This is a genomic window from Bradyrhizobium sp. USDA 4354, from assembly GCF_054060315.1.
The window spans coordinates 2,037,129-2,051,290 of the sequence record NZ_JBSSDC010000001.1; the positions used below are offsets into that span (position 1 = coordinate 2,037,129).

Annotated in this window: 16 protein-coding genes; 8 read left to right on the plus strand and 8 right to left on the minus strand. The window is 63.6% G+C overall.

What is annotated here, in order from left to right; all coding sequences use genetic code 11:
* Positions 1-152 precede the first annotated feature (152 nt).
* Both ACVIIV_RS09510 and ACVIIV_RS09515 read left to right on the plus strand, forming a co-directional pair.
* Positions 153-617, plus strand: coding sequence for an Lrp/AsnC family transcriptional regulator (locus ACVIIV_RS09510; RefSeq protein WP_247550406.1), 465 nt, complete (start codon positions 153-155; stop codon positions 615-617).
* Positions 618-661: 44 nt separating this feature from the next.
* Positions 662-1,819, plus strand: a complete 1,158-nt coding sequence (locus ACVIIV_RS09515) for a PLP-dependent cysteine synthase family protein (protein ID WP_456743955.1) — start codon at positions 662-664, stop codon at positions 1,817-1,819.
* A gap of 15 nt (positions 1,820-1,834) precedes the next feature.
* On the opposite strand, the gene ACVIIV_RS09520 is transcribed toward ACVIIV_RS09515, so the two are convergent.
* Positions 1,835-2,410, minus strand: coding sequence for a hypothetical protein (locus ACVIIV_RS09520; RefSeq protein ID WP_456743956.1), 576 nt, complete (start codon positions 2,408-2,410; stop codon positions 1,835-1,837).
* Positions 2,411-2,563: 153 nt separating this feature from the next.
* Here ACVIIV_RS09520 and ACVIIV_RS09525 point away from each other — a divergent pair, with 153 nt between their 5' ends.
* Complete coding sequence (locus ACVIIV_RS09525) at positions 2,564-3,124, plus strand: carboxymuconolactone decarboxylase family protein (RefSeq protein WP_456743957.1); 561 nt, start codon at positions 2,564-2,566, stop codon at positions 3,122-3,124.
* A 65-nt stretch (positions 3,125-3,189) separates the two neighbouring features.
* Here ACVIIV_RS09525 and ACVIIV_RS09530 read toward each other — a convergent pair whose 3' ends face one another.
* Positions 3,190-4,059: a hypothetical protein gene (locus ACVIIV_RS09530; RefSeq protein WP_456748693.1), complete on the minus strand. Its 870-nt coding sequence runs from the start codon at positions 4,057-4,059 to the stop codon at positions 3,190-3,192.
* A gap of 214 nt (positions 4,060-4,273) precedes the next feature.
* Between ACVIIV_RS09530 and ACVIIV_RS09535 the strand changes: the two genes are divergently transcribed.
* The gene (locus tag ACVIIV_RS09535; protein WP_456748694.1) at positions 4,274-4,522 is read left to right on the plus strand and encodes a hypothetical protein; all 249 of its coding nucleotides are present in this window, start codon (positions 4,274-4,276) and stop codon (positions 4,520-4,522) included.
* A gap of 62 nt (positions 4,523-4,584) precedes the next feature.
* On the opposite strand, the gene ACVIIV_RS09540 is transcribed toward ACVIIV_RS09535, so the two are convergent.
* Complete coding sequence (locus tag ACVIIV_RS09540; RefSeq protein WP_456743958.1) at positions 4,585-5,763, minus strand: IS481 family transposase; 1,179 nt, start codon at positions 5,761-5,763, stop codon at positions 4,585-4,587.
* A gap of 120 nt (positions 5,764-5,883) precedes the next feature.
* Positions 5,884-6,819 carry an alpha/beta hydrolase gene (locus ACVIIV_RS09545; RefSeq protein WP_456743959.1) on the minus strand — a complete coding sequence of 312 codons (936 nt, stop codon included), beginning with the start codon at positions 6,817-6,819 and terminating at the stop codon, positions 5,884-5,886.
* Between the two features lie 141 nt (positions 6,820-6,960).
* On the opposite strand from ACVIIV_RS09545, the gene ACVIIV_RS09550 reads away from it, so the two are divergent.
* Positions 6,961-7,848 (plus strand): branched-chain amino acid aminotransferase, encoded by an 888-nt coding sequence (locus tag ACVIIV_RS09550; RefSeq protein WP_456743960.1) that lies wholly within the window; start codon positions 6,961-6,963, stop codon positions 7,846-7,848.
* Between the two features lie 151 nt (positions 7,849-7,999).
* Here the strand turns inward: ACVIIV_RS09550 and ACVIIV_RS09555 are convergent, their stop codons facing one another.
* Positions 8,000-8,620 (minus strand): class I SAM-dependent methyltransferase, encoded by a 621-nt coding sequence (locus ACVIIV_RS09555; RefSeq protein ID WP_456743961.1) that lies wholly within the window; start codon positions 8,618-8,620, stop codon positions 8,000-8,002.
* Between the two features lie 40 nt (positions 8,621-8,660).
* The gene (phaR, locus tag ACVIIV_RS09560) at positions 8,661-9,251 is read right to left on the minus strand and encodes a polyhydroxyalkanoate synthesis repressor PhaR (protein WP_456743962.1); all 591 of its coding nucleotides are present in this window, start codon (positions 9,249-9,251) and stop codon (positions 8,661-8,663) included.
* 313 nt (positions 9,252-9,564) lie between these two features.
* On the opposite strand from phaR, the gene ACVIIV_RS09565 reads away from it, so the two are divergent.
* From ACVIIV_RS09565 to yddG, 3 genes are all read left to right on the plus strand, one after another.
* Positions 9,565-10,743 (plus strand): acetyl-CoA C-acetyltransferase, encoded by a 1,179-nt coding sequence (locus ACVIIV_RS09565; RefSeq protein ID WP_456743963.1) that lies wholly within the window; start codon positions 9,565-9,567, stop codon positions 10,741-10,743.
* A 241-nt stretch (positions 10,744-10,984) separates the two neighbouring features.
* Complete coding sequence (gene phbB / locus ACVIIV_RS09570; protein WP_456743964.1) at positions 10,985-11,710, plus strand: acetoacetyl-CoA reductase; 726 nt, start codon at positions 10,985-10,987, stop codon at positions 11,708-11,710.
* A gap of 142 nt (positions 11,711-11,852) precedes the next feature.
* Positions 11,853-12,722, plus strand: a complete 870-nt coding sequence (yddG, locus tag ACVIIV_RS09575) for an aromatic amino acid exporter YddG (RefSeq protein WP_456743965.1) — start codon at positions 11,853-11,855, stop codon at positions 12,720-12,722.
* 136 nt (positions 12,723-12,858) lie between these two features.
* On the opposite strand, the gene ACVIIV_RS09580 is transcribed toward yddG, so the two are convergent.
* Together ACVIIV_RS09580 and gloB are read right to left on the minus strand one after the other, a co-directional pair.
* Positions 12,859-13,281 (minus strand): cupin domain-containing protein, encoded by a 423-nt coding sequence (locus ACVIIV_RS09580; RefSeq protein WP_456743966.1) that lies wholly within the window; start codon positions 13,279-13,281, stop codon positions 12,859-12,861.
* Between the two features lie 23 nt (positions 13,282-13,304).
* Complete coding sequence (gene gloB, locus ACVIIV_RS09585; protein WP_456743967.1) at positions 13,305-14,072, minus strand: hydroxyacylglutathione hydrolase; 768 nt, start codon at positions 14,070-14,072, stop codon at positions 13,305-13,307.
* Between the last annotated feature and the right edge of the window lie 90 nt (positions 14,073-14,162).

Below are 14,162 nucleotides of genomic sequence, written 5' to 3' on the forward strand. Positions count from 1 at the left end.
TCCCGATTGGCGTTGGTGTTGGCAGTTGCCTAGCATCGCCCCGGGAAAATGTGCTCTCGAATATTGCCCATTTGTTGTGCCAGTTCTTGCGGAAATGTGATCTACTGCTAATGGTTCTTCCGAGATATTGCATTTTTATGGAAGCTTCTTTCATGGCCGCCCGGCTTGACCGCACTGACCTTAAGATACTGAGATTGCTGCAGAATAACGGTCGGCTCAGCAATGCCGAGCTGGCCGAGACCGTTGCAATCAGCCCCGCCACCTGCCACCGCCGCACCCAGCGCCTGTTCGAGGACGGCTTCATTGCGACCGTGCGCGCCATGGTCGCGCCGAAGAAGGTGGCAAAGGGCACGCTGGTGATGGTCGGCGTCGTGCTCGACCGCTCGACGCCGGAGAGCTTTGCCACGTTCGAACAGGCGATCGCGAGGTTGAAATTCGTGCTCGACTGCCACCTCGTCGCCGGCGATTTCGACTACTTCCTGAAGATCCGCGTCGGCGACATGGAGGATTTCAACCGCATCCATGGCGAGCAGCTCATCGCGCTGCCCGGCGTGCGCCAGACCCGCACCTTCTTCGTGATGAAGGAAGTCGTCGACAACGCGCCGCTGGAGTTTTGAGCTGCGCACTTGATGCGCTATCCGCATCGTGAGAGGTTCATGCGATGCAGACATTCCCCTTCCGCCAGCACAATCCGGCCGGGCCGGCCTATCGGCGCGGCTGGGTCGACGAGGCCGTGGCCGCGATCGAGGCCGACCAGTGCCGTACCGCCGACACGCATCTGATCCGGCTGATCGTGCCGGCGCTGTCAGGCATCGACATCTATCTGAAGGATGAGTCCACGCATCCGACCGGCAGCCTGAAGCATCGGCTGGCGCGCTCGCTGTTCCTCTATGCGCTCTGCAACGGCCACATCCGCGAAGGCACCCCCGTCGTCGAGGCCTCGTCGGGATCGACGGCGGTGTCGGAGGCCTATTTCGCGGAGATGATCGGGGTGCCCTTCTACGCCGTGATGCCGCGGACGACCTCGGCGGAGAAGATCGCCGCGATCGAGCATTTTGGCGGCAATTGCCACCTGATCGACGACGGCCGCGCCCTCTATGCGGAGGCCGCCGCGCTCGCCGGCCGCCTGAACGGCCATTACATGGACCAGTTCACCTTCGCCGAGCGCGCCACCGACTGGCGCGGCAACAACAACATCGCCGAGTCCATCTTCACGCAATTGCAAGGCGAGCCGCGCCCGCTGCCGGACTGGATCGTGATGGGTGCAGGCACCGGCGGCACGTCGGCCACCATCGGACGCTATCTGCGCTATCGGCAATATCCGACGCGGCTGTGCGTCGCCGATGTCGAGCACTCCGCCTTCTTCGACTGCTTCCGCACGCAGGATCGTTCCCATGTTTGCGAACGCCCGTCGCTGATCGAGGGTGTCGGCCGGCCGCGCTGCGAGCCGTCCTTCGTGCCCGGCGTGGTCGACCGCATGATGAAGATTCCGGATGCGGCGACGATTGCGGCGATGAACGTGCTGTCGCGCCGGCTGCGCCGCCCAGTCGGCGGCTCCACCGGCACCAATTTCCTGGCGCTGTGTCGGCTTGCCTCGGAGATGCGCCAGGCGAACCTCGCAGGATCGCTGGTGACGCTGATCTGCGATTCCGGCGAGCGCTATCGGCAGACCTATTATGAGCCCGCTTGGTTGAAAGCGCGCGGCCTCGATCCGGCCTCGTTCGAGGCGGCCTTGTCGTCGTTCCTGGCGACAGGCGAGCCGCTGGCGCTCGCGGTCGATGATGTCGCCAATCCCCAAGTGCATAGCGCGCTGAGGTGATGCGGCTGGCACCAGTCAGGGACGATCCCTGCCTTCGGGCCAGCGCGGACCACCCAGGCGCGTACAGTGGAGCAGATAGGGGCCCTGTTCGCGCCATGCATCGGTCTTGGCAACCTCTTGCCATCCGCATTTTTCGGGATCTCGCTCAAAGTGCTTTGGCTTCGTTTCAATGAAAGGGCCTGTCTCCATTTCGATCTTGTCGATCTTCCAATCGTAGACCAAGGCGGGTGCGCCCGGCTGATGCGCATGGCTTTCGAAGTAAAAGAATGGGTCTACTCCAATGGAGATTAGTCCTTCCAACCACTCGTCGAGGCGAACATTGTCAGGAGGCTTCCCGTCGCAATACATGAGGATGCCGGCGTCCAGTACCCACCAATCCTCTTGTGCGTGCACAACCTGGCCAACAACTTGGTAAGAACTCTGCACGATTTGCTTAAGTGATGGAGCTTTGCGGTCAAATCGACCGCACTTCGGAAGCGGGACTACCGGGTAGAATTCGAGCGCGAATGAGACGCTTGTCGCTTGAGCGAAATCGCCGTAGTTGCCGTCCTGAATAACCCAACTATCAAGTCCGACAATTAGATCGATCATTCTATGACTCGCGATAACAGATGCCGGGACATAGCACGGTTGTGCGGACATCTCTACACTACTTGTAAAATCGCACGGTCGTCACGGCAACTTCACTTGCCTTGCGTCCCCCTGCAGGTGACGGTTGCGTCTTCTCAACGAGGAGATCCTGCCGTGCGCCTTCCCATTCTCGATCCGAAAGACCTGAGTGCTGAACAGAAGCCGCTCTATGACGACATGCAGGCCGGCATCAAGGACCACTTCAAGGGTTTTGTGAACATGCGCGACGACGGCGCGCTGCTCGGGCCCTGGAATCCCTGGATCCGCGAGCCGCGCTTCGGCAAGCCGGTGTGGGAGCTGGTCAAGGCGATTGCGTCGAACCCGCTGCTGCCCGCGCCGGTGCGCGAGGTCGCGATCCTCGTCACCGGCTCGCATTTCCGATCCGGTTACGAGCTCTATGCCCATGTGCTGGTGGCCGAGCAGCGTGGGCTCTCCGACGAGAAGCTCGCAACCATCGTCGCCGGCCAGCGGCCGGTGGACCTCACCAGGCAGGAGGCGGTCGCCTACGACGTGGCCTCGGCACTGGTCGGTGGTGGCGTGCTGCCGGAGCTCACCTATCGTGCGGCAGTGAAGGAATTCGGCGAGCACGGCGCGGCCGAGCTGTCCTATCTCGTCGGCGTCTACTGCATGGTCTCGGTCACGCTCAACACCTTCGACGTGCCGGTGCCGGAGTAGCAGCGGCTTCGTTCGTTTGAGCATGATCCCTTCGGAAAACCGCTGCACACTTTTCCGGGATCATGCTAATTGCGCACGGCGTAGAGCGGCGTGCGCAGCGTCAGCTGGTAGGCCGGCTTCGGCGTCCACGCGATCTGCGCTGTGATGCCGAACAGGCGGTTGTCGTTGTCGTCCATGCGGTCGAGGTCGAGGCGCAGGGTCGGCTGGGTGAAGGACTCCGCTATCGTTCGGCCTGCGAACTGCGCGCCGCCGAAAGACTGTATGCCGAGGCGTCCGGTGAACTTCCAGTTGCTCGGCCATTGATAATAGCCGCCGGCATAGAGGATTGTGTTCGGCCGGATACTGGCGAACGGGCTGGCGATGGTGGTGGTGGTATATTGCAGGCCGGCCAACCAGCCCCGTGTCTCGTCCTCGTCGAGCGCGTAGTCGAATTCCACGATGTTGTTGAAGGAATTCGTCATGCCCTGCTCGTTGGGCACCGACTGCGTCAGGGTCGATTGCAGCGTGATGGTCGGGATCTTCCCGCCATTCTGCTGGTAGAGGTCGGCCTGCACGCCGATGTTCCAGCTGGTGATATCGAAGGATGACCAGCCGCCGCCGATGTCAATGGTGGAGCCCGACACGCCGCCATAGAGCGAGACGCGGTCGCTGACGTCGACGGTCAGCGGCAGGTCGACGGCGACGGCCTTTGCCGCCGGCAAGCCGTTTGGCCGCGTTGTGCCGCGTTGCGCCGCCAGCGCTCCGAATGCGGCCGACAGCGAGGTGTTGCCGAAGCCGAGCCCGAGCGTGCCCGCCGGGATCGCCGCATAGATGGTGCGCAGGTCGAGATAGATGTTCGGCACTGCCGGCTTTTTCGGTTCGTCCTCATCGTCGGCCGCGAAGGCGGCGCCTGCCGGGATCGCCAGACAAAGCAATCCCGTCGCGGCAGCGCGCATGGCCGGACGACGGGATTGGCTGCGAAGAGGCACGTGACGATCCGACGCGTGGCGATTTGATGGCGAAACCGTTGTTAGATGGAACGTGATCGCTCGTCTGGTCAAGCGCTATCCGCAAGCGATGGACGGCATGGATATGTGCGGGTACCCTGCCGTGATCGCGCTGACACACTCGCCCGCCACAGTGCAGGCCGAACAATGGAGGACGACAGCCATGAACACGTCACGCCGTATCCTGCTCACTGGTCTGGCGGGGCTCGCTGTTGCTCCGACCGCTGTCGCCGCCGCTGCACCGTCGGCCGAACCCGGCGACGTGACGGTAGCCGAAGAGCGCTTCGCGCGCACGATTGCGGCCGCGCATGCGCCCGACGTCGTTTGCGCACGGCAGGCGGAGCGTTATGCCGACGCGCATTGGCCGGAATATGTCGTGGCAGCGCGCGCGGTAATTGGGTCGAGGGCGTGATGCTGCCTTGTCCAGCGGATGGATGGGTAACAAAACAGACCGGATGGATGGGTAACAGTCGTTCATGGTTCGGTCCGCTGCGGCGCTGCGCTAGCGCAGCGCCGCAGCGTTGATGTTTTTTGGTCGATGATGCCGATCGGCACGTTGAAGAAACGTACTTGCCATTGCCCGTCAGCGGCTTCCTCCACGGCAACGGTTTCCCCAGCGAGAGCGCTGCAGAGATGGATGAGATCGCCGCGCCATTTGATCTCGCCATTGGAGCGAACCTGGCGCACCGCCGCTTCGACCGGATAATCCGGCTCCGGAAGCCGACTTGGCATCGCACGAGGAGAAGCGTGGTAGGCGCTGGCAGGTGGACGCTGCCCAAGTGCCTCGTGCGGCCGTTCTTCGTTGTAGTCGCGCACAAATGCTGCGAACCGGCGGGCTTGCGCGGTCTTGGTCGGCGGCGGTGGCCGCATGGCTTCCAGAAGCGTGAGGTGAAAACGCTCGTGTCGGCCGTTCTGCTGCGGATGGCCAGGATCAATTCGTTCATGACTGATGCCAAGCTTGATCCACCATACCGACAGCGCCGTCAGACCGGTGGTTCCGGTTGAGGCGAACGGCGAGCCGTTGTCGGAACGGATGATCTGCGGCAAGCCGTGCTCGCGAAACGCCCGCTCCAGCAGCGGTTGGCACTCGGCATATTGCGTGCTGCCCGTCGCCGCCAGGCTAATCAAATAGCGGCTGAAGCCATCGGTCACCGTGAAGGGCTCAACGCGAGATCCGTCGCCCAGCCGGATCCAGCCCTTGTGATCGAGAGCCCATACATGGTTGGCATGCTGCGGCACCGTCAGTTGTCCCATACGCGGCGGCGCTCGTCGCCGGACCCGACGGCTGCTGACCAGTCCCGCCCGCTTGAGAATCTCGCCCGCCGTCGAGGCCGACGGCCAATCGACATCCCCTTGGCGAGCCTCAAGCTTGCTGACGATCTTGCGCGGTCCCCAGCTCGGCCGCTCGAGCCGCAGCCCAACGATCGCATCCACAATGTGCTGCGGCGTCGCTCGCCCATGCACCCGCGCGGCGTGGGAGCGATCGGCAAGTCCTCCAGGTCCCTCCAACCGGTAACGATCCAGCCATTTGTAACCGGTCTTGCGGCTGATCTCGTATCGCTCGCAAAGCTCCGTCATCGTCCACAAGCCGGTTCGCTGTTCCGATATGAAGCTAATCCGCTGGTCCATTGCACAGCTCTCTCGCCAAGGCATCGGCTGATCCTCCAGCCGATAGAGAACTGTTACCCATCCATCCGGTCTACTGTGTTACCCATCTATCCGGTCTGGACACCTTCTTCCTTCTCCCACAAGGGGAGAGGGTAAGTGAGCGTCTCACGTCTTCACCGCCCTCCGCACCTGCTCGCCGATCTGCGACAGCACGAGCTGCGCCTGCGGAAGGATCGCGCCCATGGCGTGGAAATTGTGAATCATGCCGTCGTGGCAGACATGCTCGACGGCGACGCCCGCGGCGAGCAGCTTGCGGGCATAAGCATTGCCTTCGTCGCGCATCGGATCGTACTCGGCGGTGTGGATGATCGCCGGCGGCAGGCCCGTGAGCCGTGTCGCGCGCAACGGAGAGACGCGGGGATCGGCGGTGTCGATGCCGCCAGGCAGATAGTCGGAAAGATCGGCTTCGATCGTGGCGCGATCGATCAGGTGGCCCTCGGCAAAGGCCTCGCGCGAGGGTGAGGTCTCCTCGAAATCCAGCACCGGGCAGATCAGGCATTGCGCGGCGATGGAGAGGCCGGCGGCCTGCGCCGCCTCCTGGCACACGATCGCAGCGAGCGTGGCGCCGGCGGAGTCGCCGCCGATCACCAGACGATCCGCGTCGATGCCGAGCGATGCCGCCTCTCGCGCGACCCATTCGGTGGCGGCGATCGCATCGTCGACGGCAGCGGGGAATCTGTGCTCCGGCGCGAGCCGGTAGTCGACCGACACGAGGCGGCAGCCGGTGGCATGCGCCAGCGCTGCCGCGATGCGGTCGTGCGTGGCAATGCTGCCAGCGACGAGCCCGCCGCCATGAAAGAACACGAAGCCCGGTGCGAGCTCCCCAGCGCTTGCCGGCGTGTAGAGGCGATAGGTCAGCTCGCCGCCCGGGCCGGTCAGCACGCCGTCGGAGCTGGTCACATCCGGCGCCTCGGCACGCGCGAACTGCATCAGCTTTGCCAGCGATTGTCGCCGCGCTTCCACGCTGGGTCGGCTCCGCGCCTGCGGCGCAGCCGCCGCCATCATGGTCAACAAACGCTTTGCGAGCGGATCGAGCGGCATGGCGGACTCCGTATCATTGCCCGCACTATAGCCGGTTTAGCCTGCTTTACGCTCCCCTGGAGGGAGGATGGCTCGCCCCCGCAGCAAATCGTTTAGAAATTGGGACAATAGTGCCCGGATATTTCCAAGGGGAGGCTGGTCATGGCCGAGATCAAGAAGCCTATCGACTATTCGCCGAGCTGGACCTTCTTCGAGGGCAAATGGCACGACGGCAATGTGTCCATCATGGGCCCGCGCACGCATGCGGCCTGGCTCGGCTCGATCGTGTTCGACGGCGCGCGCGCGTTCGAGGGTGTTGCGCCCGATCTCGACCGGCACGTCGCTCGCGTCAATCAGTCGGCGATCAATTTCGGCCTGAAGCCGGTGGTCGACAACGGCACCTGGCTGACGCTCGCGAACGAAGGGATCGCGCGCTTCGCGGCCAATGCCGAGCTCTATATCCGCCCGATGTACTGGGCGCAGAACGGAAGCGGCGGCGGCGTGCTGTTCGACCCCGAGACCACCAATTGGTGCCTATGCATCTATGAGGCGCCGATGCCAAAGCCCGTCGGCAACGCCATCACGTTGTCGCCGTTCCGCCGGCCCACCGCCGAATGCGCGCCGGTCGAGGCCAAGGCGGCCTGCCTCTATCCGAACAATTCGCGTGCGCTCGCGGAAGCTGCTTCGCGCGGCTTCCAGAACGCGCTGATGCTCGACATGCTCGGCAACGTCGCCGAGTTCGGCAATTCCAACGTGTTCATGGCCAAGGACGGCGTGGTCTTTACGCCGGTGCCGAACGGCACCTTTCTCAACGGCATCACGCGCCAGCGCGTCATCAGCCTGCTTCGCGGCGACGGCGTCACCGTGGTCGAGAAGACGTTGCGTTATGCCGACTTCCTGGCCGCGGACGAGATTTTTTCATCGGGCAATTTCGCCAAGGTCGCGCCCGTGATCCGTATCGACGAGCGCGAGCTGAAGCCGGGTCCGTTCTACACCAAGGCGCGCAAGCTCTATTGGGACTTCGCGCATGCAGTGAAGCTGGCGGCGTAGGTCTCGCTGCTTCCCGCGTACTCCGTCATTGCGAGCGCAGCGAAGCAATCCAGAATCGTCCCGCGGTGGCAGTCTGGATTGCTTCGCTGCGCTCGCAATGACGCGCTTGTGGGAGCATCGAGAATCCATCACGTCAAGCACGCGCCACGCCTTACAAGCCCCGTCTTCGAAACCGGCTGAACTGAAACGCCTGCGTCGACTGCCACGGCGTGTGATGCGTCTCGCTCCGTGTCTCGACCAATTCAAACTCCGGCCCGAGCTCCGCCGCAAGGCTCGCGCTGTCATGCCGCTGCACCGGAAGGCCGCTGCATTTCTCAGGACCATCGGGTGCAAACGTCGCAATGATGACGTGGCCGCCGGGGCTAACCGCCGATCGCAGGCGCTCGACGTAAGCCGCCCTGTCATCAGGATCAGTCAGGAAGTGAAACGCTGCGCGATCGTGCCAGACATCGTAGGTCTTGGTCGGACGCCATGTCGTGGCGTCGGCGACGATCCAGTCGACCATCGAAGCGGCTTGGCCGATGCGTTTCTTCGCCACCTCAAGCGCGTTGGCGGAGAGGTCCAGCACTGCGACACGGCGGTATCCATCCTGCAACAGGGCATCGACCAGTCGTGATGCGCCGCCGCCGATATCGATGATGGCTGCGTCATGATCGGAGTTGGCAGCGCGGATCATCTCGAGCGAGATCGCCGGGCTATCCTGATACCAGCTGACCTCGGCCTCGCCCTTGGTGGCGTAGACATGGTCCCAATGGGTGCTTCGGTCAGACATGGCTCGCCCTCCCGCGCACGGGGCCGGCGCACATCAAAGACTACTCGTCCTTCTTCGACATCCGCTCGAGGCGTTCCTGCATTTCCTTCATCTGCTGGCGCAGCTCGTCGATATTGCCGTTCTTCGGCGTCTCGGCATTCGCATCAGGCTCCGGCTCGGGAGTGGCGGCCGGACGGGGCGCTGCGAACGGCTTGAACATCGAGAAGGTCTGCTGGAACAGCTCCATGTTGCGGCGGACTTGCTCCTCCAATGGAGCAAAAGGAGTCCCGGACAGCGTATTGGCGATCTGCTTGCGGAACTTCTCTTGCTCCTGGGTCAGGGTCGCGATCGACTGCTCCAGATATTTCGGCACCACCATCTGCATGCTGTCGCCATAGAAGCGGATGAGCTGGCGGAGGAAGGTGGTCGGCAGCAGGTTCTGGCCGGCCTTGTTTTCCTGCTCGAAGATGATCTGGGCCAGCACGGAGCGGGTGATGTCATCGCCGGTCTTGGCGTCGTAGACCAGGAAATCTTCGCCGTCCTTGACCATGGCGGCGAGGTCTTCCAGCGTCACGTAGGTGCTCGTTCCGGTGTTATAGAGCCGGCGGTTCGCGTATTTCTTGATGGTGGTGGGTTGGTCTGATTTCGCCATGGGCTCTCACTTGCAAGCGCGGAGAACGGGAACCTGTCGGGCAATGCCGCAGGGCGGGAAGAGTACGCAACGCAACAAAATAAGCATTTTCAAAGGACTTACGCTACCGTTTTGTGCGGCACGGTTAATCGCAGAGCAAAATCTTGCTTGCGAAAGCGCCAAGAACGCTATTTTGAATGCGCTGCGGTATGAATTCGGTGCTCGGCCGATTGACATGCCTCAACGACGTTAACAGGATGGCTGACGAGACTGGCGATTGCTTTCCAGCGCCGCCTGCCCCCTTCACAAGAACCTCAAGCCCCAGGAGATGCCCATGTCAGACGATGTCGTCATCGTCAGCGCCGCCCGCACCCCGGTCGGAAGCTTCAACGGAGCCTTCGCGACTCTTCCCGCCCATGACCTCGGCGCCATCGCCATCAAGGCCGCGCTGGAGCGTGGTGGCATCGAGCCCGGCCGGGTCTCGGAAGTCATCATGGGGCAGATCCTGACCGCAGCCCAGGGCCAGAACCCGGCCCGCCAGGCTTCGATCGCCGCCGGTATTCCGGTGGAGAGCCCGGCCTGGGGCGTCAACCAGCTCTGCGGCTCGGGCCTGCGCACGGTCGCGCTCGGCTACCAGGCGCTGCTCAACGGCGACTCCGAGATCGTGGTCGCCGGCGGCCAGGAATCCATGAGCATGGCCCCGCACGCCCAGCACCTGCGCGGCGGCGTCAAGATGGGCGGTTTCGAGCTGGTCGACACCATGATCAAGGACGGCCTGTGGGATGCCTTCAACGGCTACCACATGGGCAACACCGCCGAGAACGTCGCGCGGCAGTGGCAGATCACGCGTGCCCAGCAGGACGAGTTCGCGGTCGCCTCGCAGCAGAAGGCCGAGGCCGCGCAGAAGGCCGGCAAGTTCAGCGACGAGATCGTCCCCGTCACCATCAAGACCCGCAAGGGCGACGTCGTCGTCAGCGCCGACGAATATCCGCGCCACGGCGCCACGCTCGACGCGATGGCCAAGCTCAAGCCGGCCTTCGAGAAGGACGGCACGGTCACCGCGGGCTCGGCCTCGGGCATAAATGACGGCGCTGCCGCCGTGGTGCTGATGACCGCGAAGCAGGCCGCCAAGGAAGGCAAGAAGCCGCTCGCGCGCATCGTGTCGTGGGCTCAGGCCGGCGTCGATCCGAAGATCATGGGCTCGGGCCCGATCCCGGCCTCGCGTGCCGCGCTGAAGAAGGCCGGCTGGAGCGCCGGCGATCTCGACCTGATCGAGGCCAACGAAGCCTTCGCGGCACAGGCCTGCGCCGTCAACAAGGACCTCGGCTGGGACACCTCCAAGGTCAACGTCAACGGCGGCGCGATCGCGATCGGCCATCCGATCGGTGCCTCCGGCGCGCGCGTGCTGGTGACGCTGCTGCACGAGATGCAGAAGCGCGATTCGAAGAAGGGCCTGGCCACGCTGTGCATCGGCGGCGGCATGGGCATCGCCATGTGTGTGGCGCGCGACTGACGACGACCTGACACGCAGCTGACGCGTGCGCCGCACACGTCGGCGCGTGCGTTGCACGCGATTAAAAAGGCAGCGGTTGCAAATCAAATATTCTTCGCAACCACGCAAGCCTCGACTAAAGAGAGACGCCCGGCTCACGCCGGGCGTTTTGTTCTTGATGTCCGTCAAACGTCCCGCATAATCCGCAGCTAAAAACGATCACGTCAGAAACGTCCGAAGAGTCCAAGGGAAGGAATACGACATGGCACGTGTTGCACTGGTGACGGGTGGTACGCGGGGCATCGGAGCGGCGATCAGCAAGGCGCTGAAGGCGGCCGGCTACAAGGTCGCGGCAAGCTATGCCGGCAATGATGCGGCGGCGGAAAAATTCAAGGCCGAGACCGGCATCGCCGTCTACAAATGGGATGTCAGCAGTTTCGACGCCTGCGCCGAGGGCGTGAAGAAGGTCGAAGCCGATCTCGGGCCGATCGAGGTGCTCGTCAACAATGCCGGCATCACCCGCGACACCGCCTTCCACAAGATGACGCTCGAGCAGTGGAACGCCGTCATCAACACCAATCTCGGGTCGCTGTTCAACATGACGCGTCAGGTCATCGAGGGCATGCGCGCGCGCAAGTTCGGCCGCATCATCTCGATCTCGTCGATCAACGGCCAGAAGGGGCAGTTCGGTCAGGTCAACTATTCCGCGGCGAAAGCCGGCGACATCGGCTTCACCAAGGCGCTCGCGCTCGAGAACGCCAAGGGCGGCATCACCGTCAATGCGATCTGCCCCGGCTACATCAACACCGAAATGGTGCAGGCGGTGCCGAAGGACGTTTTGGAGAAGAACGTGATTCCGCAGATCCCGGCCAGCCGGCTCGGCGAGCCCGAGGAGATTGCGCGCGCGGTCGTGTTCCTCGCGGCCGACGAGTCCGGCTTCATCACCGGCTCGACGCTGACGGTCAACGGCGGCCAGTACATGGTGTGATGCGATCGCATCACGCGGGCTGATATTGTCCACATCGTCATGCCCGGGCTTGTCCCGGGCATCCGCGGCCTTACAACAGCCGTCGCCACGGAAGAACGTGGATGGCCGGGACAAGCCCGGCCATGACGGAAACATTGGGCCGATGACTCCCCGCACTGCCACGCTGATCGGATTGACCGCCATCCTGATGTGGTCGCTGCTGTCGGTGATGACGGTGGCGACCGGAAAGATCCCGGCGTTTCAGCTCGCTGCGATGACCTTCGCGATTGGCGGTGTCGTCGGCCTGCTCACCTGGATCGGGCGCAGCGAGGCGGCGAAAAGCCTGCGGCAGCCGCTGGTCGTCTGGGTCGTCGGCGTCGGCGGCCTGTTCGGCTATCACGCGCTGTATTTTCTCGCGCTGCGCTTCGCGCCGCCGGCCGAAGCCGGTCTTCTGAATTACCTGTGGCCGCTATTGATCGTGCTGTTCTCGTCATTCCTGCCCGGTGAGCGGCTGGCCGCGCATCACATCATCGGCGCTGTGCTCGGCCTCGTCGGCACCGCGCTGCTGTTCGCCGGCAACACGTCCGGCTTTGCGCCGGGCGCGGTGCCGGGATTGATCGCGGCCTTCATCGCCGCTTTCGTTTGGGCAAGCTATTCGGTGCTGTCCCGTCGATTGAAGGCGGTGCCGACCGATGCCGTCGCGGGCTTCTGTCTTGCCACGGCCATTTTGGCCGCGCTGATGCATGGCTTGCTTGAAGCCACGGTCTGGCCGGAGACCAATGTGCAATGGCTCTCGGTGATCGCACTCGGCATCGGCCCCGTCGGGGCTGCCTTCTACGCATGGGACATCGGCATGAAGCGCGGCGACATCCGCGTGCTCGGCGCCGCCTCCTACGCGACGCCGCTGCTCTCGACCGGCTTCCTCATCGCTGCCGGTTTTGCCAAGGCCAGCACCAACATCGCGATTGCTGCGATTCTCATTGCCGGCGGTGGCCTGATCGCGGCCAAGGATATGGTGCTGCGGAAGCGATGATTGTCATTCCGGGGCGCGCGGAGCGCGAACCCGGAATCCATTTATCCGCATCAATGGTGGCGAGATGGATTCTCTGATGCGCAAGTGCGCATCATAGCTCGCCGCTTGCGCGGCGCCCCGGAATGACGGTGTGGAGCTACGGCTCCCAGCCGGGCGGTGCCAACTCGAAGCCCGCGAACTCGAACGCCGGCGCCACGCTGCAGCCGACCAGCGTCCACTCGCCGGTGGTTTCCGCCATCTGCCAGGCATTCGCCGGCACGATCGCCTGCGGCCGCTCGCCGCCGATGAGGTCGGTGCCCAGCCGGACCTCATGCTGCGAGCAGCCGTCATGAGCGATGCGCAGCATCAAGGGACTGCCGGCGTAATAGTGCCAGGTCTCGACCGCATCGACGCGATGCCAGTGCGAACGCTCGCCGCGTGCGAGCAGGAAGTAGATCAGGGTCGAGCGCGAACGCCCGTTGGCATCCGTGGCTTGATCGCGGAACGTTTCGCGGTAATGCCCGCCTTCGGGATGCGGTCGGAGTTCGAGGCGTGCGATGATCTCGGCTGCGGTCGGCATCGATCCCCGTCAGGACTTGTTCTTCAGGACTTGTTCTTGCGCTCGCGCAGTTCGCCGAACACCGCAGCGGGATCCGCGCCCTTCATGTGAAGCTTGGCCGCGACCGCCGGCTCATCGGCGCGCAGGAACACGTTTGCGCGCTTCTCGTCGCCCAGCAGCACAGGAATGGTCGGCTTGTTCTCGGCCCGGAGCTTCGTCACTTCCGCGGCGCGCGCCTGAAGCGCCGCATTGTCGGGTTCGATGGTGAGCGCGAACTTGACGTTGGACGCCGTGTATTCATGGCCGCAATAGAGCTTGAAGTCGTCGGGCAGGGCGCGCAGCTTCAGAAGCGAATCCCACATCATCGGGTAGGTCCCTTCGAAGACACGGCCGCAGCCGATCGAGAACAGCGTGTCGGCGGCGAAGACCGTCTTCTCGGTGTCGAACACGTAGGAGATGTGGTCGAGCGTGTGGCCGGGCGTCTCCACGACGCGCGCCAGCAAATTGCCGATCTTGACCACGTCGGCATTGGCGACGCGCTGGTCGACATTTGCGATCTTCGTCGTCTTATCGTGCGGCGCGACGACGCGGCAATTGTATTTCTGCTTGAGTTCGGCAACCCCGCCGACATGATCGCCATGATGATGGGTGATCAGGATGTCGGTCAGCTGCCAGCCCTCACGCTCCAGGGCCTTGAGGATGGGGCCGGCCTCCGGCGCGTCGATCGACGCCGTCGCCTTGGTTTCCACGTCGTGGATCAGATAACCGAAATTGTCGTTTAAACAGGTGAAAGTACGAATTTCGGCGGCCATGTCATCTCCATCGCGCTCAGCCCCGGCAGACAAATATGGCGTTAACGTTGCGCAGGCAATGCAATATTCCGCGCGCAGGCGTGCCCTCGC